This is a genomic window from Streptomyces sp. NPDC006235 (genome assembly GCF_040613735.1).
Classification (GTDB): Bacteria; Actinomycetota; Actinomycetes; order Streptomycetales; family Streptomycetaceae; genus Streptomyces.
Genome location: NZ_JBEXSR010000007.1, coordinates 113,144 through 136,429, shown reverse-complemented (window position 1 = coordinate 136,429; position 23,286 = coordinate 113,144). Strand labels below are relative to the sequence as shown.

Annotated in this window: 21 protein-coding genes and 1 pseudogene; 5 read left to right on the top strand and 17 right to left on the bottom strand. The window is 71.8% G+C overall.

The window, feature by feature from the left end; translation table 11 throughout:
- Positions 1–8 precede the first annotated feature (8 nt).
- The gene (locus ABZ192_RS11600; protein ID WP_356924302.1) at positions 9–995 is read right to left on the bottom strand and encodes a small ribosomal subunit Rsm22 family protein; all 987 of its coding nucleotides are present in this window, start codon (positions 993–995) and stop codon (positions 9–11) included.
- 136 nt (positions 996–1,131) lie between these two features.
- Between ABZ192_RS11600 and ABZ192_RS11595 the strand changes: the two are divergent.
- Positions 1,132–1,428, top strand: a pseudogene (locus tag ABZ192_RS11595) (SRPBCC family protein); the annotation flags it as partial.
- A gap of 20 nt (positions 1,429–1,448) precedes the next feature.
- Here ABZ192_RS11595 and ABZ192_RS11590 read toward each other — a convergent pair.
- The 4 genes from ABZ192_RS11590 to ABZ192_RS11575 all read right to left on the bottom strand — a co-directional run bounded on the left by ABZ192_RS11590 (position 1,449) and on the right by ABZ192_RS11575 (position 6,941).
- Positions 1,449–3,815: a tetratricopeptide repeat protein gene (locus ABZ192_RS11590; protein WP_356924301.1), complete on the bottom strand. Its 2,367-nt coding sequence runs from the start codon at positions 3,813–3,815 to the stop codon at positions 1,449–1,451.
- Positions 3,812–4,237: a hypothetical protein gene (locus tag ABZ192_RS11585; RefSeq protein WP_356924300.1), complete on the bottom strand. Its 426-nt coding sequence runs from the start codon at positions 4,235–4,237 to the stop codon at positions 3,812–3,814. Before ABZ192_RS11585 ends, ABZ192_RS11590 begins: the two co-directional genes overlap by 4 nt.
- 209 nt (positions 4,238–4,446) lie before the next feature.
- Positions 4,447–5,577 (bottom strand): serine hydrolase domain-containing protein, encoded by a 1,131-nt coding sequence (locus ABZ192_RS11580; protein ID WP_356924429.1) that lies wholly within the window; start codon positions 5,575–5,577, stop codon positions 4,447–4,449.
- Positions 5,574–6,941, bottom strand: coding sequence for a multidrug effflux MFS transporter (locus ABZ192_RS11575; RefSeq protein ID WP_356924299.1), 1,368 nt, complete (start codon positions 6,939–6,941; stop codon positions 5,574–5,576). The genes ABZ192_RS11580 and ABZ192_RS11575 overlap by 4 nt, the downstream gene beginning before the upstream one ends.
- 85 nt (positions 6,942–7,026) lie before the next feature.
- On the opposite strand from ABZ192_RS11575, the gene ABZ192_RS11570 reads away from it, so the two are divergent.
- A complete protein-coding gene (locus tag ABZ192_RS11570; RefSeq protein ID WP_356924298.1) occupies positions 7,027–8,061 on the top strand; it encodes a Gfo/Idh/MocA family oxidoreductase in 1,035 nt (344 codons plus the stop codon).
- Between the two features lie 7 nt (positions 8,062–8,068).
- Here ABZ192_RS11570 and ABZ192_RS11565 read toward each other — a convergent pair whose 3' ends face one another.
- Positions 8,069–9,709: an alkaline phosphatase D family protein gene (locus ABZ192_RS11565; protein WP_356924297.1), complete on the bottom strand. Its 1,641-nt coding sequence runs from the start codon at positions 9,707–9,709 to the stop codon at positions 8,069–8,071.
- 134 nt (positions 9,710–9,843) lie between these two features.
- On the opposite strand from ABZ192_RS11565, the gene ABZ192_RS11560 reads away from it, so the two are divergent.
- Positions 9,844–10,602, top strand: coding sequence for an SDR family oxidoreductase (locus ABZ192_RS11560; RefSeq protein WP_356924296.1), 759 nt, complete (start codon positions 9,844–9,846; stop codon positions 10,600–10,602).
- Positions 10,603–10,880: 278 nt separating this feature from the next.
- On the opposite strand, the gene ABZ192_RS11555 is transcribed toward ABZ192_RS11560, so the two are convergent.
- The 3 genes from ABZ192_RS11555 to ABZ192_RS11545 all read right to left on the bottom strand — a co-directional run bounded on the left by ABZ192_RS11555 (position 10,881) and on the right by ABZ192_RS11545 (position 13,612).
- Complete coding sequence (locus ABZ192_RS11555) at positions 10,881–12,047, bottom strand: serine hydrolase (RefSeq protein ID WP_356924295.1); 1,167 nt, start codon at positions 12,045–12,047, stop codon at positions 10,881–10,883.
- A gap of 193 nt (positions 12,048–12,240) precedes the next feature.
- Positions 12,241–13,227, bottom strand: a complete 987-nt coding sequence (locus tag ABZ192_RS11550) for an aldo/keto reductase (protein WP_356924294.1) — start codon at positions 13,225–13,227, stop codon at positions 12,241–12,243.
- A gap of 58 nt (positions 13,228–13,285) precedes the next feature.
- Positions 13,286–13,612, bottom strand: a complete 327-nt coding sequence (locus ABZ192_RS11545; RefSeq protein WP_356924293.1) for a nuclear transport factor 2 family protein — start codon at positions 13,610–13,612, stop codon at positions 13,286–13,288.
- A 155-nt stretch (positions 13,613–13,767) separates the two neighbouring features.
- On the opposite strand from ABZ192_RS11545, the gene ABZ192_RS11540 reads away from it, so the two are divergent.
- Both ABZ192_RS11540 and ABZ192_RS11535 read left to right on the top strand, forming a co-directional pair.
- Positions 13,768–14,325 (top strand): DoxX family protein, encoded by a 558-nt coding sequence (locus tag ABZ192_RS11540; protein ID WP_356924292.1) that lies wholly within the window; start codon positions 13,768–13,770, stop codon positions 14,323–14,325.
- Between the two features lie 45 nt (positions 14,326–14,370).
- A complete protein-coding gene (locus ABZ192_RS11535) occupies positions 14,371–14,715 on the top strand; it encodes a MazG-like family protein (protein ID WP_356924291.1) in 345 nt (114 codons plus the stop codon).
- An 18-nt stretch (positions 14,716–14,733) separates the two neighbouring features.
- On the opposite strand, the gene ABZ192_RS11530 is transcribed toward ABZ192_RS11535, so the two are convergent.
- The 8 genes from ABZ192_RS11530 to ABZ192_RS11495 form a co-directional block, all read right to left on the bottom strand.
- Positions 14,734–15,552: a hypothetical protein gene (locus tag ABZ192_RS11530; RefSeq protein ID WP_356924290.1), complete on the bottom strand. Its 819-nt coding sequence runs from the start codon at positions 15,550–15,552 to the stop codon at positions 14,734–14,736.
- Positions 15,553–15,639: 87 nt separating this feature from the next.
- Positions 15,640–16,128, bottom strand: a complete 489-nt coding sequence (locus tag ABZ192_RS11525; protein WP_356924289.1) for a hypothetical protein — start codon at positions 16,126–16,128, stop codon at positions 15,640–15,642.
- Positions 16,125–17,402 (bottom strand): MlaD family protein, encoded by a 1,278-nt coding sequence (locus ABZ192_RS11520; protein ID WP_356924288.1) that lies wholly within the window; start codon positions 17,400–17,402, stop codon positions 16,125–16,127. Before ABZ192_RS11520 ends, ABZ192_RS11525 begins: the two co-directional genes overlap by 4 nt.
- Entirely contained in the window at positions 17,399–18,724 is a 1,326-nt protein-coding gene (locus ABZ192_RS11515; RefSeq protein ID WP_356924287.1) for an MCE family protein, read from the bottom strand. The genes ABZ192_RS11520 and ABZ192_RS11515 overlap by 4 nt, the downstream gene beginning before the upstream one ends.
- Complete coding sequence (locus ABZ192_RS11510; RefSeq protein WP_356924286.1) at positions 18,721–19,845, bottom strand: MCE family protein; 1,125 nt, start codon at positions 19,843–19,845, stop codon at positions 18,721–18,723. The genes ABZ192_RS11515 and ABZ192_RS11510 overlap by 4 nt, the downstream gene beginning before the upstream one ends.
- The gene (locus ABZ192_RS11505; protein WP_356924285.1) at positions 19,842–21,008 is read right to left on the bottom strand and encodes an MCE family protein; all 1,167 of its coding nucleotides are present in this window, start codon (positions 21,006–21,008) and stop codon (positions 19,842–19,844) included. The genes ABZ192_RS11510 and ABZ192_RS11505 overlap by 4 nt, the downstream gene beginning before the upstream one ends.
- A complete protein-coding gene (locus ABZ192_RS11500; RefSeq protein WP_356924284.1) occupies positions 21,005–22,042 on the bottom strand; it encodes an MlaD family protein in 1,038 nt (345 codons plus the stop codon). The genes ABZ192_RS11505 and ABZ192_RS11500 overlap by 4 nt, the downstream gene beginning before the upstream one ends.
- Positions 22,039–23,280, bottom strand: a complete 1,242-nt coding sequence (locus ABZ192_RS11495; protein ID WP_356924283.1) for an MCE family protein — start codon at positions 23,278–23,280, stop codon at positions 22,039–22,041. Before ABZ192_RS11495 ends, ABZ192_RS11500 begins: the two co-directional genes overlap by 4 nt.
- Positions 23,281–23,286 lie beyond the last annotated feature (6 nt).

The following is a 23,286-nucleotide window of genomic DNA, read 5'->3' as shown; positions in this document are numbered from 1 at the left end:
GGCTCCGGTCAGGGCGCCGGAGGCCAGGCGTCGCCCCAGTCCGCGTCCCGGGCCGCCTTGTACAGGTCGCCGTGGCGTTTGGTGACGGTGGTCCGGTGCAGGGACGGCTCGGTCTGGCACAGGTCGAGGAGGACCTGGCCCTTGCGGATCTGCGGGCGCCGCACGACACGGGAGGGTGCCGGGGTCACGGAGAACCGGGCGGCGGCGACGTAGCTGAACTTCTCGTCCTCGTAGGGGAGGGAGCCGCCCTTGACCTGGCGGTGCAGGGAGGAACGGCTGACCCGGGCGGAGAAGTGGCACCAGTCCGTGCCCGGGGCGATGGGGCAGGCGGCACTGTGCGGGCAGGGCGCGGCGACGTGGAAACCGGCGCCGACCAGCCGGTCGCGGGCCTCGATGACGCGGGCGTAGCCATCGGGGGTGCCGGGCTCGACGATCACCACAGCCTGGGCCGCGGTCGCGGCGGCGTCGACGAGGGCGATGCGGTCCGGGGCGGTCAGCTCGTTGAGGACGTAGGAGACGGTGACGAGATCAGTGCTCTCCAGGGTGAGCGCCGCTCCGATCCGAGAGCGCTGCCACCGTACGTCCCGCAGGGCCGGGTCGGCCGCGGCGATCTCCCGCCCCAGGGCGAGCGCGGGCTCGGCCCAGTCCAGCACGGTGACAGGCCGCTCCCCGCCCCAGGTCGCGCTCACGGCCCAGGCGGCGGCACCGGTTCCGCCACCGACGTCGGTGTGCGATCCGGGCACCCACGCGGGCGCGGCCTCGGCGAACGCCTCCAGCGCCGACCGCACGGCCTCGAAGGTCGCGGGCATCCGGTAGGCGGCGTAGGCGGCCACATCCGCCCGGTCCCGCAGGATCGGCGCGTCGGTCGGGGTGGCCCCGCGGTAGCTGGCGATCAGCCGCTCGACCGCCTGCGCGGCCTGCCGGGGCGGCAGCCCGTCGAGCAGACCGGCGAGGGCGGCGCGGAGGGTTTCGGCCGGGGGTGCGGGGGCGTTCACGCGGCGATTCTACGAGGCCCCGGGCCCGGGGACTCACCCGTCCGGACCGGTCGGACTGTGCACGTGGGGCGGTCGGCATGACGCTGGAACCCAAGTTCTCGAAGTCCTCGCGTCGAGCTCACGGCTGTCCAGGAGCGTCCGCGTCGGCGCCGGCTCCCTCACCCTCGACGACACCTGCGTCGTCCGCGTCTGCGAACCGCCCCACCGCCTGGAACTGGAGGCGAAAGCGGACCCCTTCGGCGCGGCCCGCATCGCCATGAGGCTGCTCCCCTGGGGCGAGCACACCCTCTTCACCCTCGACTGGCACCCCCTCCGGAGGCCCTGCACCCGGATGCACGGACTCCCCGTGGATTACGTCGTCGCGGTCCGCAACGGCATGATGCTGACGAAGCTGGCGCGGATCGCGGTGCGGGAGCGGGGTGGGGGTGGTTGAGGCGCTGCGGCTTCTTGCGGTCAGCCGGCTGCCGCGGCTTTCCGGGCGCTGGCGAGGTTGTTGCGACTGGTCAAGGTGTCGGGGTGGGTGTCGCCCAGGACCTGCTCGTATTGGGCGAGGGTGGTCTCGAACAGGGGGATGGCCCGCTCCAGGTCCCCCACCCCGTGGTAGGCGTAGGCAAGGTTGTTGCGACTGCTCAGGGTGTCGGGGTGAGTGTCGCCCAGAACCTGCTCGCGCTGGGCGAGGGTGGTCTCGAACAGGGGGATGGCCCGCTCCAGGTCCCCCACCCCGTGGTAGGCGTAGGCAAGGTTGTTGCGACTGGTCAAGGTGTCGGGGTGAGTGTCGCCCAGAACCTGCTCACGTTGGGCGAGGGTGGTCTCGAACAGGGGGATGGCCCGCTCCAGGTCCCCCACCCCGTGGTAGGCGCTGGCTAGGTTGTTGCGACTGGTCAGGGTCTGGGGGTGGGTGTCGCCCAGGACCCGCTCGCGCTGGGCGAGGGTGGTCTCGAACAGGAGCGTGGCCCGCTCCAGGTCCCCCACCGCTCGGTAGGCGTAGGCAAGGTTGTTGCGACTGGTCAGGGTGTCCGGGTGAGTGTCACCCAAGGCCTGCTCGCGCTGGCCGAGGGTGACCTCGTACAGGGGGATGGCCCGCTCCAGGTCCCCCACCGCTCGGTAGGCGTAGGCAAGGTTGTTGCGACTGGTCAGCGTGTCGGGGTGAGTGTCACCCAGAACCTGCTCGCTCTGGGCGAGGGTGACCTCGTGCAGGGGGATGGCCCGCCCCAGGTCCCCCACCGCCTGGTAGGCGTAGGCAAGGTTGTTGCGACTGGTCAGCGTGTCGGGGTGAGTGTCACCCAGAACCTGCTCGCTCTGGGCGAGGGTGACCTCGTACAGGGGGATGGCCCGCCCCAAGTCCCCCACCACCTGGTAGGCGGTAGCGAGGTTGTTGCGACTGGTCAGGGTGTCGGGGTGGATCTCACCCAAGGCCTCCTCGCGCTGGGCGAGGGTGGCCTCCAGCAGGGGAATGGTGCGGGCTGTGTGGCTTTGACGGTGGAGACGATTAGCTGCCATGACATACGCGTCGGTCAGGCGGGCGTCGTGATGTCCGGGTGGGGTGGTGGCGGCGAGGGTGACCAGGTGGGGGGTGTGGGTGTCCCACTGGCTGTCGGTGGTGTCCTGCCCTGGGAGCGGGGTCAGTTGGTGGAGGACTGCTTGTTCGGCGCGGTCGCGTCCTTGCAGGTGTCGAGGTGGCTGGGTGTGGTCTGCGGGTTGGGCAGTGCGCAGGACGGTCTGGACCAGGCGGTGCACGGTGACAGCGGTGCCGGTGTCGGTGACCATGCTGTAGGCGGCGAGGGTGCCGATGGCTTCCGCGATGTCGTCCGGGTCGGCGTCGGCCGGAGTGAGCAGGGCGTGGGGGATGTCGTCGGGGGCGAGCCAGGCGGCGGTGTGCAGCACCTCCACGGCCAGCGGATGCTTGGCCTCCAAGGTCTGGAGGGTGACGTTCCAAACGTGGGTGATGGTGCGTTCGGCGTCGATGCCGTGGGCGGTCTTGTCGAGCTTGGTGCCCAGACGGCGCCGATAGGCGTCCAGGCTGATCCCTCGGTTCTGGGCGAGGTAGGCGCCGGCCTGTTTGATCGCCAGCGGCAGGCACCCCAGATCCGCCACGAGCGCGCGGGCGGTCAGTTGCTGCTGTGGTGTGGGCGGGATTTCCCTGAACACCAGATTGCACAGCAGAGTGGTGGCGTCGTCGGCGCCGAGACTGCCAAGGCAGAGTGTGGCGGTGCTGTCGGGCCAGCCGGTGGTGCGGCGGCTGGTGGCCAGGTGGTGGCCCTGGTGCAGTGCGCCGGTGTAGGGGGCGAGGTCGGCGGGGTCCTCGACGTTGTCGTAGATCAGCAGCCATCCCCGGTGCCAGGCCAGCCACTGCCTCGCCCACGACACCTGTGCCCCGCGCTCGGCCGAGGCCGCCCAGTCGGGGACCAGTGCCTTGGTGAGCTCGGTGAGGGAGGTCTCGATCTCGTCGGGGGACGCGGCGTTGATCCACCAGATCAGGGTGTAGTCGCCGCGGTGGCGGTGGGCGTAGCGCAGGGCGAGCGTGCTCTTGCCGACCCCACCCAGCCCGTGCACCGCCCCGCCCTGCGTGATCGCTCCCTCCCCCCGACCCGTCAGGACACGGCGCAGCCGGCTCAGCTCTTCATCCCGGCCCAGGCAGAGAGAGGCCGGGGGCAGGTTCGAGGTGCCCGGGGCCGCGGTGACCTTGTCGGGCGCGTGTAACGCTTCGGCCGGCAGGACGTTCAGATCGCCGGTGTAGGCGTCTCTGATGCGCTGGGCCCCGATCGCCCGTTCACCACCAGCCTCGATCTGCAGCCCAGCTGTGGCGTCGTCCGTCGTCACGGCCGTGGCGGGATGTGACCGTCACCGGTGATCGCGGTGCCGATGTGCTGAGCGGCGATCGACCGCTCACCGGACGCCGTGATGGTGACCGTGCCCGCGGCCGGGGCGGGCAGCAGGGCCGACAACTCCTCCCGCAGTCCGGGATCCTTCTCCAACGCGCGCCTGAGGAGCCTGCTCAGCACCGCTGCGGAGTAGGTGTCGTCCTGTTCGTCGGCGGCCTCTTCCACCACGCGCTCCAACTCGGCCCGGCCCGCCTCGTCACGATGCCTCCAGACCAGTTGGAGAATCCGCTGCCCGAGACCCACCGTGGCATCAGCGGCAACATCCTGCGCCCGCGTCAGCACCGCCGCCCCGTACGCCCCCACCGCAGCCGTCAGATACGGGCCCGCCTGCTCCACCAACTGCACAACCTCAGCACCCACGTGCTCCCCCTCTTCGATGCGGCTCCGAAGCAACCAAGCGTAGAAACACCACCCCTGCCATGAAGCCAAAACGCTCGAACCACCCGCAACGGTTCCTACACCCTCTACCTGCGCATGCTCCTGCACTTTCCCGGGTGCCGTCCACGATCTCGATGCCGCTGGATTCAACGTACTGTCCGCCATCCGTCCGGCACGCAGCGCTCCCCCTCTCACCTCCCCCGCACCGCCCGCGCCACCCGCGACCCCGCCGCTGCCCTCGGCGCGCTGTCCGGATGGCGGCGGCGGGGATGGACCGCGTTGGTGAGGAGGATCAGGAACGTGTCCGTCGCCGGGTCGAGGACGAGGGACGTGCCCGTGAAGCCCGTGTGGCCCGCCGCGCCGCGTCCCGCCAGGTCGCCCATGAACCACGGCTGGTCGAGGGAGAAGCCCAGGCCTGGCGGGGTGAAGAGGAGTTCGACGAAGTCGGGGCCGAGGATGCGGGCGGGGCCGTGGGAGCCGCCGGCGAGGAGGGTGCGGCAGAAGACCGCGAGGTCACGGCCCGTGGAGAACAGGCCCGCGTGGCCCGCCACTCCCCCGAGCGCCCAGGCGTTCTCGTCGTGCACCTCGCCCCGCAGCATCCCCCGGTCCGCCTTGGCCCATGGCCGCCGCTGGTCCTCGGTTGCCGCCGCCCCGGGGCACGGACCGAACTCCGTCGCCGTCATGCCCAGCGGCCGGGTGATGCCGTCCCGGAAGAGGACGTCGAGCGTGCGGCCGGTGAGGCGTTCCAGGAGGTGCTGGAGGAGCAGCATGTTCAGGTCGGAGTAGCGGTACGTGCCCGGGGCCTCGACCGGCGCCTCCGCCCGCAGCACGGCCAGCCGCTCGGCGTCGTCCGCGCAGTCGTACAGCGGGAGTTCGGGCCGCAGCCCGGAGGTGTGGGTGAGCAGCTGCCGTACGGTGATGCCGTGCCGGGCGGCCCCCGTGAAGTCGGGCAGGTACGCCCCCACCCGCGCGTCGATGCCCAGGGTGCCGCGCTCGATCTGCTGCACGGTGGCCACGGCTGTGAACAGTTTGGTCAGGGACGCGAGGTCGAAGGGTGTGCCGACGGTCATCGGGACCCGGTCCTCGACGGGCAGTTCCACACCGGTGTCGGTGTCCTCGTCGTAGGCCGAGTAGCGGACGGCCCAGCCGACCGCCTCCTCGACCGCGATCACGGGGCCGCGGCCGACGACCAGGACCGCGCCCGGCGCCCAGGGGCGCTGCCCGGTGGTGAGGACGTGGACCTCACGGACCAGGTGACGCAGTTCCCCGGGGTCGAGGCCGGCCCGTTCCGGCGTGCCGTGGCGCAGTCTTGGTGCGCTCAGCTGTCTGCTCCCTCCACGCTCACGCCCCTGCTGACCGTCTTCCCGTCCGTCTTGCTGTCCGTCTTCCCGTCCGTCTTGCCGTCCATCTCCCCGTCCGTCTTCCAAGGTCGGCACATTCCCACGAAGCAGACCAGTGCCACCAGCGCGGCGGCCAGTTGGACGACGGCCATCGGGACGGCCGTGTCCTCCCCGGCGACGCCGACGAGCGGGGACGCGATCGCGCCGATGAGGAACGACGACGTGCCGAGCAGGGCGGAGGCCGAGCCGGCGGCGTGCTTGGTGCGCATCAGGGCGAGTGCCTGGGTGTTGGGCAGGGTGATGCCCATCGCGGACATCAGGACGAACAGCGCGACGGCGACGGGCGCGAGGCCGACCTCGCCGAACACCCCCAAAGACATCAGCAGCAGCGCGGTCGCGGCCGTGATGACGATGGCCAGACCGGTCCCCAGGACGCGGTCCAGGCTGACCCGGCCGACCAGGATCTTGCCGTTGATCTGGCCGACGAGGACCAGTCCGACCGAGTTGACGCCGAACAGCAGGCTGAACGTCTGCGGGGAGGCGCCGTAGATCTCCTGGATGACGAAGGGGGACGCGGAGATGTAGGCGAAGAGGGCGGCGAAGGCGAAGCCGCCGGTGAGGGTGTAGCCGGCGAAGGAGCGGTCGGCGAGCAGGCCCCGCATCGCGCGCAGGGCCTCGCCGACGCCGCCGCTGTGGCGCTGCGCTGGCGGCAGGGTCTCGGGCAGCCTCGTCCAGACCAGGACCCCGATCAGGATGCCGATGACCGTGAGGACGACGAACACGCCCCGCCAGTCCGTCACGCGCAGGACCTGCCCGCCGATGAGCGGCGCCACGATCGGGGCGACCCCGGAGATCAGCATGAGGGTGGAGAAGAAGCGGGCCATGGCCATGCCGTCGTAGAGGTCGCGGACGACGGCCCGGGCGATGACGATCGCGGCGGCGCCCGCGAGGCCCTGCGCCAGCCGGAAGGCGACGAGGAGTTCGACGGTGGGCGCGAGCGCGCACAGCACCGTGGCGACGACGAAGACGCCGAGTCCGGCGAGGAGGGGGCGACGGCGTCCCCAGCGGTCGCTCATCGGCCCGACGACGAGCTGACCGAGCGCCATGCCGGCCAGGCAGGTGGTGAGGGTGAGCTGCACGGTCGCGGCGGGCGCGTGCAGGGCGCGGGTGACCTCCGGCAGGGCCGGGAGGTACATGTCCATCGCCAGTGGAGGTACGGCGGTCAGGCTGCCGAGGAGGAAGGTGACCAGGAGCCCGGTGCGGCGGTGCGGTGTGAGGTCGGGCCGCTCCGTCCCGGCAGCGGCCCCTTGCGCGGTGTTCGATATGGACGCCCCACCCTCGGGCATGAGTCCCTCCCTTTTCGAGTCGATCGCCACCTATGCTCTCAGCTCGTACGGGCTGCTCGGGTTACGAGGTGAAGGCGGGGCGGGAATGACGGCGGACACGGTGCGGTGGGGCATCCTGGCGACCGGGGGGATCGCGGGCGCGTTCACCGCGGACCTGATCGACCTGCCGGACGCCGAGGTCGTGGCGGTGGCGTCCCGGTCGGAGGCGTCGGCGAAGGCGTTCGCGGAGCGGTTCGGGATTCCGCGGGCGTACGGCGACTGGGACGCGCTCGCCCGGGACGAGGACATCGATGTCGTCTACGTCGCCACACCGCACACGGCGCACCGGACCGCCGCCGGTCTGTGTCTGGCGGCCGGGCGGAACGTGCTGTGCGAGAAGCCGTTCACGCTGAACGTGCGCGAGGCGGCGGAACTCGTCGCGCTGGCGCGGGAGCACGGGCGCTTCCTGATGGAGGCGATGTGGATGTACTGCAACCCGATGGTGCGGCGACTGAAGGCGCTGGTCGACGACGGTGCGATCGGTGAAGTGCGCACAGTGCAGGCGGACTTCGGGCTGGCGGGGCCGTTCCCGCCCTCGCACCGGCTGCGGAACCCGGAGCTGGGCGGGGGCGCGCTGCTCGATCTCGGCGTGTATCCGGTGTCGTTCGCGCAGCTGCTGCTCGGGGAGCCGTCGGACATCGCGGCGAGAGCGGTGCTCTCCGATGAGGGCGTCGATCTCCAGACGGGAGCACTGCTCTCCTGGGAGAGCGGCGCTCTCGGTTCAGTGCACTGCTCCATCGTCGGCGGCACGGCGACCTCCGCCTCGGTCACCGGCTCCCAGGGCCGTATCGACATTCCGGACGGTTTCTTCTTCCCGGACCGCTTCGTGCTGCACCGGGACGGCCGTGACCCCGAGGAGTTCACGGCCGACCCGGCGGACGGTCCCCGCAACAGCCTCCGTCACGAGGCGTCCGAGGTGATGCGTGCCGTGCGCGCCGGTGAGACCGAGTCCCCGCTCGTCCCGCTCGACGGCACGCTCGCCGTGATGCGGACGCTCGACGCGATCCGGGACCGCGTCGGCGTCCGCTACCCGGGCGAGACCCCGGACGAGGACCTCACGGCCGAGCTCACACCGGCCTGAGCCCTGCTCACGCCGGCTTGAGCCCCTGCTCCCCCACCTCCGTCACGAAGGACGCGGCCGTCGTGACCGGCGCCCCCTGCCGGGTCACGTACGGCACGGTCTTGAAGTCGGCCCGCGCCACCTCCCGCCCCAGGGCGACCGTGACGTAGCCGCGCCGCCCGTTGAAGAACTTCAGGTGCGGATTGGCGGACATGTAGGTGTCCCAGGTGGCGGGCTTGTCGGCGCCGTCCCGGCCGCTGGAGATGGACGTCGCCACGATCTCGGTGCCGAGGGTGGCGGAGTTCCGGTCGTCGAAGTCGTCCTTGATGTCGAAGGCGTACGCCGCGTGCACGTCGCCGCTGAGCACCATCAGGTTCTCGACGCCGGCGGCCTTCGCCCCGTCGAGGACACGCCGGCGTGAGGCGCTGTAGCCGTCCCAGGCGTCCATCGACACCCGCGACGGGGAGGTGGCGTCCATGTGCCGCCGGGCGAACAGCACCTGCTGCGGTACGACGTTCCACAGCGCCCGCGAGGAGCGCCAGCCGTCGAGCAGCCACCGTTCCTGCGTCGCCCCGGTCATGGTGCGCGCCGGGTCGTCGGACTCGGGCCCGGGGACGTGCGCCTTGTCGCCGTAGGCCTGGTCGGAGCGGTACTGGCGGGTGTCCAGGACGTCGAACTGGGCCAGCCGTCCCCAGTGCAGGCGGCGGTAGAGCCGCATGTCGGGTCCGGCAGGGCGCTGCGGCTGCCGCAGCGGCTGATTCTCCCAGTAGGCGCGGTAGGCGGAGGCGCGGCGCAGCAGGAACTCCTCCGGCGGGACGCTGTTCTCGGGGATGTCGTCGGCGTAGTTGTTCTCGGTCTCGTGGTCGTCCCAGGTGACGACGAAGGGGTGCGCGGCGTGCGCGGCGCTCAGGTCGGGGTCGGACTTGTAGAGGGCGTACCGCAGGCGGTAGTCAATCAGGGTCAGGGTCTCGCGGTTGAACAGGTCGGGCAGCGTGCGGTCGGCGTGGTTGCGCTGGCCGCCGACGGAGTTGACGGCGTACTCGTAGAGGTAGTCGCCGAGGTGGAGGACGAGGTCGACGTCGTCGGCGGCGAGATGGGCGTACGGCGTGTAGTAGCCGTCGTGGTAGGCCTGGCAGGAGACGGCGGCGAGGGTGAGTTCCGGGACGCGGCTGCCGGGGTCCGGGGCGGTGCGGGTGCGGCCGGTCGGGCTGACCCAACGGCCGGTGCGGAAGCGGTAGTAGTAGACGCGTCCGGCGTCCAGGTGGCCCACCTCGACGTGGACGGTGTGGTGGAACTCGGGGTGCGCGGTGGCGGTGCCGCGCCGGGCGATGCGGCGGAACCGCTCGTCGTGGGCGAGCTCCCAGTGGACGGTGACGCGTTCGGCGGGCAGTCCGCTGTCGGCCTGGAACGGGGCGGGTGCGAGGCGGGTCCACAGGATGACGGAACCCGGCAGCGGGTCGCCGGAGGCGACGCCCAGCGTGAACGGGTTCTCGGTGATCCGCGCGGCGTCGAGTTCGGCGGCGGCCGCGACTCCCGGGGACGGCAGGTTGGTCGCGAAGGCCAGCGCGGCGGCGGCGCCGGTGGTGGTGAGGAAGCGGCGGCGGCCGATGTGCCGGGCGGCCGCGCGAAGTTCGGGGGCGTGCTGGGACGGGTGTGCTGCGGGTGTCATCCGGTCCTCCCCTGGCGAATGGCTGCAGGGGGCATTGGAGTGGCCGGGGACGACACCTGGTTGACACGTACACAGCACTCGCGTGACGGATGGGTGAGTTCCGCATGGCGGGGCCTCCCGTACGCTGCGGGCCCATGAATGCCAAGGAAAATGCGATCGCGGTGGTGACCGGGGCGGGTTCCGGCATCGGCCGGGCGGTCGCCGTGGAACTGCTCCGTGCCGGCTGGTCGGTGGCGCTGGCGGGACGGCGGGCCGAGGCGCTCGAGGAGACGGCGGCCCTGGTGCCCAGGGGTGCGACTCTGGCCGTACGGACGGACGTCTCACGGCCCGAGGACGTGGCCGCCCTGTTCGCCGCCACCGTCGAGCGCTTCGGTCGGGTCGACCTGCTGTTCAACAACGCGGGCACGTTCGGGCCCGGCGGTGTGCCGGTCGAGGAGCTGCCCTACGAGGCGTGGCGGCACGTGGTGGACACCAACCTCAACGGGGCGTTCCTCTGTGCGCAGGCGGCGTACCGGCAGATGAAGGAGCAGGAGCCGCAGGGCGGGCGGATCATCAACAACGGCTCGATCTCCGCGCACGCGCCCCGCCCGCACTCGGTGGCCTACACCGCGACCAAGCACGCGCTGACCGGTCTGACCAAGTCGCTGTCGCTGGACGGGCGGCCGTACCGGATCGCCGTCGGGCAGATCGACATCGGCAACGCGGCCACTGACATGACGGCCCGTATGCAGACGGGAGCCCTGCAAGCGAACGGGGAGGTCGCCCCGGAGCCGGTGATGGACGTCGCCGACGTGGCCCGCACGGTGCGGCACATGGCGGAGCTGCCGCTGGAGGCGAATGTGCAGTTCGCGACCGTACTGGCCACGGCGATGCCGTACATCGGGCGCGGCTGATCCGGGGACGGGGATTCGTCAACTCGTCAACCTGCACAAACGGAATACCAACGTCCGCACCATTGCGGCCGGTCGGGCACTTATGCTCAAATCTCCTACACGAAAGCTTCACAGTTGGAGCAGAGAGCTTCCGTCGGCCACATCCAGGAGGGGGGCGGCAGTCGTTCCACGGCACCGGGTGGGGGTGGACCCCGCGTGGGACCGCGGGGGTACGCACCGGTGCGCGTGGAACGACTGCCGCAAGCGTCAAAGGCGGGGTGCCGTACGGCCGGTGGACGTCATTCGCGGTGCCGTCCCTTCGCGGGCCGACGCGCCCCGCGCCGGCGCAGCGCCCAGGCCCCGCCCGCCAGGAGCGCGACCGCGGTGCCGGCGCCTTCCACCAGCCGCCCCGCCGAGGGCCCGCGCGCGACCGTACCGGCGGCGGCGCTCCCGCGCCCGGGTGACGGCTCCGGCCCGCGCCCCGCGCTCACCGGCTCGACCAGCGTGCCCACCGCCCGTGCCGACGCACTCTGCGCGAAACCCCAGTCGAGCAGGGCGGCGGCCTCCTCGTAGACGGCGTCGACCCTGTCGGCGGGGTGCATGACGGTGACGAGCAGGGTGCGCCCGGCCCGTGTGGCGGCGCCGGTGAAGGTGTTGCCGGCGTGGGTGGTGTAGCCGTTCTTCACACCGATCAGCCCCGGATACGCCCGCAGGCCCCACGCCCCACCCAGCAGCCGGTCGGTGTTCTGGATCTGGAACGTCTTGCCGCCCCCGGCCGGGAAGTCGGCCGTCCTCGTGCGGCAGTAGGCGCGGAAGCCGGGGTCCCGCAGTCCGTACCGGGCGAAGAGCGTCAGGTCGTACGCCGAGGACAGCTGCCCCGGGTGGTCGAAGCCGTCCGGGCTCACCACGTGCGTGTCCAGGGCCTGGAGTTCCCGCGCCTTGGCCCGCATGTCGGCGACGGTCCTCGCCACACCGCCGTTCATATGGGCGAGGACGTGCACGGCGTCGTTCCCCGAGCGCAGGAAGACGCCCTGCCAGAGCCGGCCCACGGTGTACGTGGTCCCGGCCCGGATGCCGACAAGGCTGGAGCCCGCCGGGATGCCTGCGAGGTCGGCGGCGGTGACGGTGTGCCGGGTGCCGGGCGGGAACCGGTCGAGCACCGTGTCGGCGAACAGCATCTTCAGCGTGGACGCGGGCGGCAGCCGCCGGTGCGCCCGGTAGGCGGCCAGCACCTCGCCGCTGTCCTGGTCGGCGACCAGCCAGGACCGGGCGGTGAGCCGCGCGGGCAGTCCGGTGGTGCTGCCCGCCTGCACCGCGTCGGCGCCGAGGCGGTCGCCGCCGAGCACGGGCCCGGAGGCCCGGGCCGGTGCGGCGGCGGCCGGCGGGGCGGCCACCGGGGCGGCCACCGGGGCGGCCACGGCCAGGGCGAGTACGGAACGTCTGGACAGCCGGGCGGAGTCACACATCCCGCGACGTTACGAAGTGAAACCGCCTCGGCGTGCACGGAACGTTCAAAGACTCGCCCAAGGTCCCGCAAGGATCACGGCTGCTCGGCATGGGCCCGGACACCGCCCGGCGCCGGGCGGTCGCCGCCCCGGGCAGCCGTGGCGGTCACCGGCCGAGGAGCCATGGCGGTCACCGCCCGGGCAGCCGTGGCCGTCACCGCCCGAGCAGCCGGTCGACCTCGGCCAGCTGCTCGCCGGTCAGTGCCCCCTTCTCCAGCGCCGCCGCGTTCTCCTCCGCCTGGGCGACCGAACGGAAGCCCGGGATGGGAACCGTGTGCGGGCTGCGCGCCCACAACCAGGCCAGGGCGCCCTGGCCGAGCGTGCGGCCCTCACTGGTGAGGACGTCCCTGACGGCGTCGATCCGGGCGAGCCACTCCGGGTCGGCGCCGGACCCGTCACCGAACCCCTGGAGCCAGGCCGGGGGCCTGCTGCGGATGTCACCGGCCTCCAACGGCTGCCGGGCCCGGCGTTTGCCGGTGAGCAGCCCCATGGCGAGCGGACTGCGGTTGATGCTCGCCAGGCCCGCCTCCTCGCACAGCCGGATCATCGCGGGGGCGTCCTGGAGGACGTTGAGCGTGTGCTGGACGGCGGCGCAGTGCGGCCCCTCGGCGAACACGGCGGCGCGTGCCGGGTCGTCGGTGCTCCAGGCGTACGCCCGTATCAGCCCCTCGCTGACCAGCTCCTCGCACGCGTCCCGGAGCACGGCGGCCTGCTCGGTGTCCGCGTCGGAGAGGTGGAACTGGTAGAGATCGACGTAGTCGGTGCCGAGCCGGTCCAGGGACGCGGTCAGGGCGCGGCGCAGGTGGGCCGAGGAGGCGTCGCCGCCGGTGCGGGTGCGAGTGTCCTCGTCGAACACGTTGCCCCACTTGGTGGCGACGACCGTCTCGGCCCTGCGCTTGCCGAGGGCCCGGCCGAGCACGCGTTCGCTGTGTCCGGCGCCGTAGGTGTCGGCGGTGTCGAAGAAGGTGACGCCCAGGTCGAGGGCGCGCCGCACCGCCCGCACCGACTCCTCGTCGTCGACCTTGCCCCAGCCGAGCGGCTGCCCGTCCGTGTCCTGCCATTCCCCGCCGATCGCCCAGCAGCCGAAGCCGAGGGCGCTCACCTCGATGCCGCTGCGTCCGAGCGGCCGTGTGGTTTCCATGACCGGGAGGCTAGGAGTTGGAGCGCACGCGAACACAAGGCCCTGGCGGGGATGGTTTTCAGGCCTGTCCGGTCTCGAAGCGGGAGATCCGGCCGTCGTCGTCCACGGTGAAGGTCCACCGGGTGCGCATCTCGCCCCAGGTGTCGTTGCTGTAGCGGGCGATGAGGGCACGGCCGCCGTTGGACTCGTTGTCGACCTCCAGGTGGCCGTGGGAGGAGAAGATCTCCCGGTCGATCCAGTCGGCGAGGTCGCGGTCGGAGCCGTCGTCCGCCATGGTCACGCCCGGTGCGAGAAGCGCCATGAAGGCCTCGCGGTCGTGGTTGTTCACGGCGGTCACGAAGGCGCGGACGGCCGGGTCGCTGAGACGCGTGGTCTGAATCGTCATGCCAGTCAGCCTCGTACCGGCCACCGGACCACGCCACCGGTGCCACCCGAACGGCGTCCCGGGCGAGTCCGCCGGGTGTCGGGGGGTGTCAGGGGTGCGACGGTGGAAACGCGACGGGGAGTGTTCTGTTCCTGCTGTCTGCTCCGGGAGACGACGTGAGGCGTTACGACCGACGTGATCTGGGCCTGCTGCTGCTCCGGCTGGGGACGGGCGGTGTGCTGGCCGCGCACGGCACGCAGAAGCTGTTCGGCTGGTTCGGCGGGCACGGCATCGAGGGCACCGGCCAGTTCATGGAGTCCGTCGGCTACGCCCCCGGCAAGGCGAGCGCGACGGCGGCGGGCCTCGCCGAGACCGGCGGCGGCACGCTGCTGGCCCTGGGCCTCGCCACACCGGCGGCCGGGGCCGCGGCGGCCGGTGCGATGGCGGGCGCCGCGGCGGTGCACACGCCGAACGGCTTCTTCAACCAGGGCGGCGGCTACGAGTACGCGGCGACCCTGGGCCTCACCGCCGCGGGCCTCGCCGTCACCGGCCCGGGCCGGCTCTCCCTGGACCACGCGCTCGGGCACGCCGTGAACCGGGGCTGGATGATCCCGGCGGCGTTCGCGGCGACGGCGGCGGGGACGGCGCTGATCGTGGGGGCCCGGGCCCGGCGGCTGCGGAGGGCCAAGGAGGGCGAGCAGGACGCGTTGTTCGAAGAGGAGTACCTGGAGTAGCAGCGGCAGGGGGCACTGTCAGACCCTCGTGGCAGGCTGCCGCCCATGAGTGATCACACGCCGCCCGTGCCCGACCTGTGGGCCGTCATCGACACCCTGTCCGAGTGGCTCGACGCCCACCGCCCGGTCGAGGGCCGCGAGGGCGTGCTGCTGCGCATCCTGAAACTGTCCGAGGAGGTCGGCGAGGTCTCCGAGGCGGTCATCGGCGCGACCGGCCAGAACCCGCGCAAGGGCGTGACGCACACGTGGGACGACGTGCAGGCGGAGCTGTGCGACGTCGCCATCACGGCACTGATGGCGCTGCGGACGCTGACGCCGGAGGCGCGGGAGGTGTTCGGGCGGCATCTGGAGGGGGTGCGGGAGCGGGCACTGGCCACGGCAGCGGGCTGATCCGAGACGGAGCTGCCTTCACAGCGCGTCCACCGCGCTCACCTTCCACCCGTCGCCCGTGCGGTCCATCGTCATCCGCACCCGGTTCTGGTCCACTCGGGCCCCCGACACCTGGGTGCTCTCGGTGACCTGGTTGACGAAAAGCAGCACCACGACCTTGTCGCGGGACGCCGAGACGACGGAGGCGGCCGGGGTGCCGCCGGAGCCGGGGGCGGCGACCGTGGCCTTCACCACGCCGTGGTACTTCCGGGCCGTCGGGGCGACCACGGTCTTCGTGGTCTTGCCGTACTCGTCGCGGAAGTCGCCGGTCAGGTGGGCGCGGGCCCTGGAGAAGTCCTTGTCCAGGCGGCGGTAGTCGTACGACAGGACGACCGGCGCCGCCTCTCGCGCGGCCGCGAGCGCCTCGGCCCGGGCCGTCTCCGACAGGCGGCCGTCGCGGTACTGCCATCCCAGGGCGGCGAGCGCGACAACGCCGACGACGAGCAGGACGGCCAAGAGCAAGGTGAGCGGCCTCCGACGGCCGCCGGGGCCGGGCTCGCTCCGCTCCTGTGGCGCGTCCTCCTCGAAAGTCCCGTCCTCTTCGACAGTCCCGTTCTCCTCGAACGACTCCGGTGACGGCTCCGGCGGGTCGTCCCAGCCGTCCTTCGGGGCCTCGACGAGGACGGTGCGTCCGGCGCGGGGCCGATCGGCCCGGCGCGGGGACTCCTCGTCGCCGGCCGTCGCCGCGCCCGCCTCGCGGTGGCCGCGCTCCGCGCGCTTCGCCGCGGCGCGGGCGGCCGCCGTCATGGTGCGGCGGGTGCCGGGGCCGGGGGCGCGGCCGGTGGTCGTCTTCGGCATGGTGGTACTCCTCGTGCTCCTCGTCGGTGCGTGCCGGGGCCTGTCGGTGCTTGTCGGTGTCTGCCGGTCGGCGGATCGGCCCGTGGGTCAGCCGACGAACTCGACGTCGGACGTCAGCCAGCGGCCGTCCTTGTGCACGAGGTCGAGCTGGAGCCGGTACGTGCGGGCCTCCCCCTCGGGCGCGGCGGTGTTGCTCACCTTGCTGTCGGCGACCACCAGTACCCGGGCCGAGTCCTCGTCGGAGCGGACGATGCCCGCCTCCAGGACCTGGCCCTGCGACACGGACTTGTTCTGGGCCACCAGCTTCGTCAACTGGTCCGTCTGCGCCGTGAACTGCTTCTTGAACTCGCCGGTCGCGCCCGCCAGCACGTTCGCGCTGTCGCGGTCGTAGTGCCGGTAGTCGAGGGAGGTGAAGTTCAGCGCCGACTGGCGGGCGGCGGCCAGGATGCCCTGGCGTCGCTGGTCCGCCTCGCGCTGCTGGTAGAGGCCGAAGGCCATCCAGAGTGACAGTGCCGTGGTGACGACGGTCGCCGCGACGAGCCCTGCCGTCAGCACTCCGGGTCGCACCGGCCTCATGCCACGGGGCCAACGAGCAGCCATTGCCACGACTCCTTTCCGAACACGGCCTGCTGGCCGCCCGTCGAGCCGATCTCGACGTTCTTTCCGTCCGGGCCGGTGGTGGTGCCGGTCTCCGGGTCGTACGGGGTCACGTAGGTCGCCTGGTTCGCGCCGCCGCCGGTGCTCGACGCGCCCGGGGCGTTCTGCGCGCCCCGTACCGACGACTGGCTGCCGCGCGGGAGCGTGCAGCGGGCGCCGGTGTTCGCCTCGCGTGTGCTGGTGTCCGCGGGGTCGCGGCGTGCCGTGCCGTACCCCTGGGTGCAGGCCGGCGGTTCGTCGGCGTTCAGGACCAGGCCGAAGTGGGTGGTGCCGTCGCCGGGGACGACCGTGTAGCTGCCCTCGACCATCAGCGGGAAGGTGACCAGGGCCTGCTCGACGCCGGGGAGGCGGGCCAGCGTGACCTGGCCGCCGCTGATCAGGTTGGCCAGCAGGACCGACAGCTGCGGCCCGGTCGACTTCAGCAGCGCGTTCAGCTCCTGCCCCGCCGGCCGCGCGTTGCCGATCAGCTTGCGCAGGTCACCGTCGCTGGCCTTCAACTGGGCCGAGAGCGCCGCCAGATCACGCGCGAACGACTTGATCGACGAGCCCTGGTCGGCCTGCGTCTTCAGGACCTTGCGTGAGTCCTCGATCAGGGCGATGGTCTCCGGCAGCGCCTCGGACGCCGACTCGACCAGGGTGTTGCCGGAGTCCACCAGGCGGCTCAGGTTCGGGCCGGTGCCGGCGAAGGCCTTGCCCAGCTCGTCGACCGTGACGCCCAGGTCGTCCTTGCCGACCGAGTTCACCAGGCGGTCCAGGCTGAGGACCATGTCCGTCGTCGACAGCGGCACCCGCGTGCTCCCGCGCGGGATCGTGCTGCCGTCCAGCAGGTACGGGCCGCGGGAGGTGCGGGGCTGGAGATCGACGTACTGCTCGCCCACCGCCGAACGGTTCGCCACCACGGCCAGCGTGTCCGCCGGGATGCGCGGCGCCCCGTCCTCGATGTCGAGCGTGACCGAGACGCCGTCCGGGCCGGTCAGGCGCAGGGCGCCCACCTTGCCCACCGGCACCCCGCGATACGTGACCTCCGCGCCGGGGAAGACGCCCCCGGAGTCGGCGAAGTCGGCCCGCACCGTGTAGCCGCGGTCCAGGACCTCGTCCACCAGGCCCGTGTACTCGGCGCCGACGTACGACACCCCCACGGCGGTGAGGGCGGCGAAGGCGATCAGTTGCGTCTTGACCGTACGGGTGATCACGGCTGGACCCCCTTCAGCATCAGCTCGGCGAGTTCGAGGTCGATCCCCTCGGGCCAGTCGCCCCGGGCGCGGTGGCCGCCGGAGCCGTAGCCGTAGCCGCCGAAGCCGTAACCGGCGGTGCACACCGGCGGGCACAGCGGGTCGTCGCCGCCCGAGGGGGCCGACGGGCGCGGCGGCACGCTCGGACCGCTCGGCAGCGCGGTGGGCTTCGGCACGTCCGGGAGATCCGGCGCGTCCGGGAGATCCGGTACGTCCGGCAGGTCCGGGGCCTCTGGAGGCTTCGGTATCCGCGTGTCCCCGCCGTTCCCGCCGCCCGGCTCGTCCGTCAGGTTGCCGTAGATCCCGGGCAGGTCGAGGTCCGCCGTGATGTGCAGGTTGACGTAGTCGCCCTTGATGGCGTCCACCACGTTGCGCGGGAACGGGTACGTCGTCAGCAGCTCCAGGGAGTTGGGCAGGTCGCTGCCCGCCTTGTTGAGCTGTCGCAGGATCGGCCGCAGCCGCTTGAGGTTGGCGACCGTGTCCTCGTGCGAGGCGTTGACCACCTTGGTGCCGGCCCTGCCCAGCTTCGACAGGGCGGTGAGCATCCTCGTCAGGTCGCGGCGCTGGTCGGCCAGGACCTTCAGCGCCGGCGGCATCGCGTCGACGGCCTCGGCGATCGTCTTCTTCTCCTTGCCCAGCCGCTTGGCCAACCGGTCCACGGCCTTCAGCGCGCGGACGATGTCCCGGCGCTGGTCGTCCAGGCCGCCGATGAAGGTGTCGAGTTCCTTGAGCAGGGACCTGACCCGGTTCTCCCGGCCCTCCAGGGCCTTGTTCAGCTCCGTGGTGATCGTCTTGAGCTGGGCCACGCCGCCGCCGTTGAGCAGGGCGGACAGCGCGGACAGCACCTCCTCGACCTCCGGGTTGCGGCCGCTGCGGGACAGGGGGATCACGTCACCGTCGCGGAGCCGGCCGACCGGCGTGCCTTCCGGCGGCGGGGCCAGCGCCACGTACTTCTCGCCGAGCATGCTGGTCTGCCGCAGCCCGGCCACGGCGTTGGCGGGCAGCTTCACCGAGTCGGCGACCCGGAGGCGGGCCCTCGCGTGCCAGCCCTCCAGCTCCACCTTCTCCACCGCGCCCACGGTGACGTTGTCGACCTTGACCGCCGACTGCGGGACCAGGTCGAGGACGTCGCGGAACTCGACGGTGACGTGGTAGGCGTTGCCGTCGGCGGCGGCTCCGCCGGGGAGCGGGACGTCGTACCAGCCGTTGAACTCGCAGCCGGACAGCAGCAGCGTTCCGACGGCCGCCCATGCGACGGCCCCGACCTTGCGCGGTGGCCTCATGCGCGGGCCCCCAGTATTCCGCCGAGGGTGCGGTCGACCGTGCCGGTGACCGCGGTGCCCTTGGGTACTTCGGGCACTTCGGGCAGGGAGTCGAAGAGCTCCCTCAGGTCCTTGCAGTCGGTCTTCTCCCCGGTCGTCTTCAGGATCGAGCACAGCAGGGAGGCGGGATCTTGCGGGTGGTCGGGGTTGTTGCGGGTGTCGAGGGTGCCGGCGGAGGGGTTGTAGGCGTTGTTCAGGTTCGACATGCCCGTCGGCGCGACCTCCAGCAGCTCCTCCAGCGCCGCCCGTTGGGTGACGAGCACCTTGGTCACCTTGCTCAGGCCCTCCACGTTCGACGTCAGGGACTTCTTGTTCTTCTTCACGAAGGCGGACACGTCACCGAGCGCGGTGCCGAGGTGTTTCAGGGCGGCCGCCAGGTCCTTGCGCTCGCCCGCGAGTTGCTCGGCGACCTTGGCGAGGCTGGTGTTGAAGGAGCGCACGCTCTTGTCGTCCGCAGCCAGCGCCGCCGTGAACACCTGGAGGTTGCGGACCGTGCCGAACAGGTCCGTACGGCCGTCGGAGAGAGTCGTGACCGCCTCCGAGAGGTCCTCGACCGTCCGGTGGAGGTTCTTCCCCTGGCCGTCGAGGTTGTCGGCGCTGACGCCGAGCAGCCGTGACAGGGCGCCGTCCTTGTTCGCGCCCTCGGGGCCGAGCGCCTCGGCCGTGGTGTGCAGGCTGTCGAAGACGCGGTCCAGTTCGACCGGTACGGCCGTACGCGACTCGGGGATCTCGTCCCCGTCCCGCAGCACCGGGCCGCTCCGGTACACCGGCAGCAGCTGCACGTAACGGTCGCTGACCACCGAGGAGTTGATGATCGCGGCCTGCGCGTCCGCCGGGACCTTGCGGTCCGCGTCGTACTCCAGCTCCACCCGCACCCGGCCACCCTCCGGCGTGATCTTCCTGACCTCGCCGATCCGCACGCCCAGCACGCGGACGTCCGAGCCGGGGTAGATGCCGACGGTGCGGGGGAAGTACGCCGTGACGCGGGCCGGCTCGGTCCGCGGCCACAGGACGTAGCTGAGCGCGGCGACCAGGGCGAGGGCGGTCAGCACGGCCAGGGGCTTCTTCCGACGGTTGCTCACCGCGCGCCTCCCGTCCGCGTCCGCGGCACCACCGGGGCGGCGACCAGGTTCTGGACGTAGGAGTCGAACCAGCGGCCGTTGCCGAGGGTGTTGGTGAAGACCCGTACGTAGGGGGCCAGGAGCTTGATGCTGCGTTCCAGACCGGCTTGGTTGCGTTCGAGCATCTTCACCACGGTGTTGAGGCCCTTGAGCGCGGGCCCGATCTCCTTCTCGTTGTCCTGGACCAGGCCGGAGAGCTGGATGCCGAGCGCGGCGGAGGTCTTCAGCAGCTTGTGGATGGCCGCCCGCCGCTTGTTGATCTCCTTGAACAGCTTGTCGCCGTCCTCGACCAGGGCGGTGAAGTCGCCCGACCTTTCGGCGAGTACGCCCGTCACGCCGTTGGCGTGGTCGAGGAGCTCCCCGAGGGCCTTGTCGCGCGAGGCCACCGTCCGGGAGATCTTCGACAGGCCCTTGATGGACGCCCGTACCTCTTCCGGTGAGTCCTCGAAGGTGGTGGAGATGGTGTCCAGGGCCTTGGCCAGCTGTTCGGTGTCGACCTTCTCCGTCGTGGTGGTGAGATCGCTGAACGCCTGCACGACGTCGTACGCCGGGACGGTCCGCCGCAGCGGGATCTCGCTGCCGGGCTCCAACCGGCCCCGCCCCTTGGGGTGCAGGGCGAGGTACTTCGCGCCGAGGATCGTCTTGACCCGGATCGACGCGCCGGTCTGGGTGCCGAACGCCGGCTCGTCCTTGATCTTGAAGGTGACCTTGACGTGGTCGCCGTCCAGGTCGACCTCCTCGACCTTGCCGACCTTGACCCCGGCGATCCGCACCTCGTCGCCCGGCTTGAGACCGCCCGCCTCCGCGAAGGCGGCGCTGTACGTCTCTCCGTCGCCGATCACCGGCAGGCGGTCGGCGTTGAACGCGGCCACGGTCAGCAGCGCGAGGACGGTGAGTCCGACGGCGCCGATGACGATGGGGTTGCGCTCACGGAAGGGGCCGAGGTGCGGACGGCGCAGCCGTATCCTCGGCAGCTTCGGCGGGTCGATGCGCACCTTGACCAGGGGCTGCGGACGCGGCGTGCGGCGCGGCAGGAGCCGTATCCTCGGCAGTCGCACGCGAGGCAGCTTCGGCGGGTCGATGCGCACTGTGACGAGCGGCTCCGGGCGGCGCTTGCGGCTCATGCCCCGCACCTCGCCCTCGCCACGTGCATCTCGGGCGTGAGCACCTGCTTGGTCTTCGGCAGCACGATCCGGCCGTCGAAGTCGCACAGGTAGAAGTTGAACCACGAGCCGTAGGACGCCGTCCCCGTCAGCTCGTTGAGCTTGTTCGGCAGCCTCTTCAGCACGCCCTCCACGGTCTTCTCGTTGTCGTTCAGCGTCCCGGTGAGGTCGGTCAGTTCCGCGATGTCGTCCTTGAGCGGCGGACGCGCGTCCTTCAGCAGGCCCGAGGTGGCCTCCGTCAGATCGCCGATGCTCACCAGCGACTGGCCGATGGGCTTGCGGTCGGCGGACAGGCCCGAGATGACCCGGCGCAGCTGCTTGAGCAGGCCGGAGAAGCGGGCACCTCGCTTGTCGAGCGTCTTCAGCACGGTGTTGAGGTTGTCGATCACCGAGCCGATCAGCTTGTCGCGGCCGGCCAGCGTCGTGGTGAGCGACGCCGTGTGCGTCAGCAGGCTGTTGACGGTGCCGCCCTCGCCCTGGAGGGTCTTGATGATCTCGGTGGCGAGCTGGTTGACGTCCTTCGGGCTGAGCGCGGCGAACAGTGGCTTGAAGCCGTTCAGCAGCGCGTTCAGGTCGAGGGCGGGCTGGGTGCGCGCGAGCGGGATCGTGCCGCCGGGGCGCAGCCGGGTGCCGTCGCCGGCGCCCTCGGTCAGCGCGACGTAGCGCTGCCCGACCAGGTTGCGGTAGCGGATGACGGCGCCCGTGCTCGTGAGCAGCGGCCGGTCCTGGCTGACCGTGAAGGTGACCTCGGCCAGCGTCCGGTCCTTGATCCGGATGCCCGCGACCTCGCCGACCCGCACTCCCGCCACCCGGATGTCGTCGCCCTCCTCCAGGCCCGTGACGTCGCTGAAGACCGCGCGGTACTCGTGCTCGGGGGTGAAGGAGATGTTCACGATGGTGGCGGCGAGCAGGGCCGTGGCCACCACCGTCACCAGCGCGAAGAGACTGAACTTGATCAGCGGGGCGGCGGTCTGCCGGGCGCTCGTGGTGCTCATGCGACGCTCACCGCCGTCCCGCGCGCCATCGGCCCGAACAGCAGCGTCGCGACCGGAGGCACCTCGTCCGCGGGTACGCCCAGCGCCGGCGCCACGAGCGAGCCGACGGCCCGCTGCTCGGCCCGGGTGGCGGACACGCCGAGCGGACCGCCCGAGGACGAGCCCGGCTTCTGCGAACCGTCGTCGAGGTGAGCGCCGGGCGCCGGCACCGGAGGATGCGGCAGATCACGGCAGTTCGGGCCCGACCGCTCGCCGTAGCGCGGTTCCTCACCCGGTTCGTACGCGCCCTGCGGCCGTACGACCTCCAGCGTGATGTGCATCTTTCCGCCCCGGAACGCCTCCTCGGAGGCCTTCTCCTGCCGGACCAGGCCGGCCAGCAGACAGGGGTACTGGGGTGAGTAGCGGGCGAACAGTTCCAGCGTGGGGCGGGAGACCCGGCCGAGGGTGATCAGCCGGTCGCCGTTGGCGTCGAGGAAGTCTTCCGCCGTGCCCGCGACGGTCGCCGTGGACTTCAGCGCCGCCGCCAGCCGGTCCTTCTCCTCGACGATCGTGCGGCTGGTGGTGACGGTGTTGCGCAGGATCTCCATCAGGTCGGGCGCCGCGTCGCCGTAGACCTCGGCGACGTCGGCGAAGCGTGCGATGTCCTCTTTCAGGGACGGCAGGTGCGGATTGAGGCGGCGCAGGTAGGCCTCCACTCGCGTGAGGTTGTCGCCGATCCGGTCGCCGCGGCCTTCGAGGGCGGTGGCGAAGGCGGAGAGCGTGGCGTTGAGCTTGCCGGGCTGGACGGTCCGCAGCAGCGGCAGCAGGTCGTTCATCAGCTGCTGGACCTCGATGCCGACGCGGGTGCGGTCCTGGGTGATGACGTCACCGGCGCGAATGGGCCGCGCCGATGAGCCGCGCGGTGCGACCAGGTCGACGTACTTCTCGCCGAACAGCGTCTTGGGCAGCAGGCGCGCGTGCACGTCGGACGGGATCTGGGCGACGTTCTCCGGCTTCAGAGCGATGTCGAGCGTCGCCTTCCTCCCGTCGGCCCGCACCTCGCGCACCTCGCCGACCAGCAGCCCGCGCAGCTTGACGTCGGCGCGCGGATCGAGCTGGTTGCCGAGGCTGTCGGCCTCCAGCGTGATCCGCACGACCGGCGTGAACGCCTGCCGGTAGACGGCGACGGACAGGGACAGCAGCAGCGCGAGTACGGCGATGAAGACGACGCCGTACAACCGCAGTCTCAGCACCCTCATACGGCG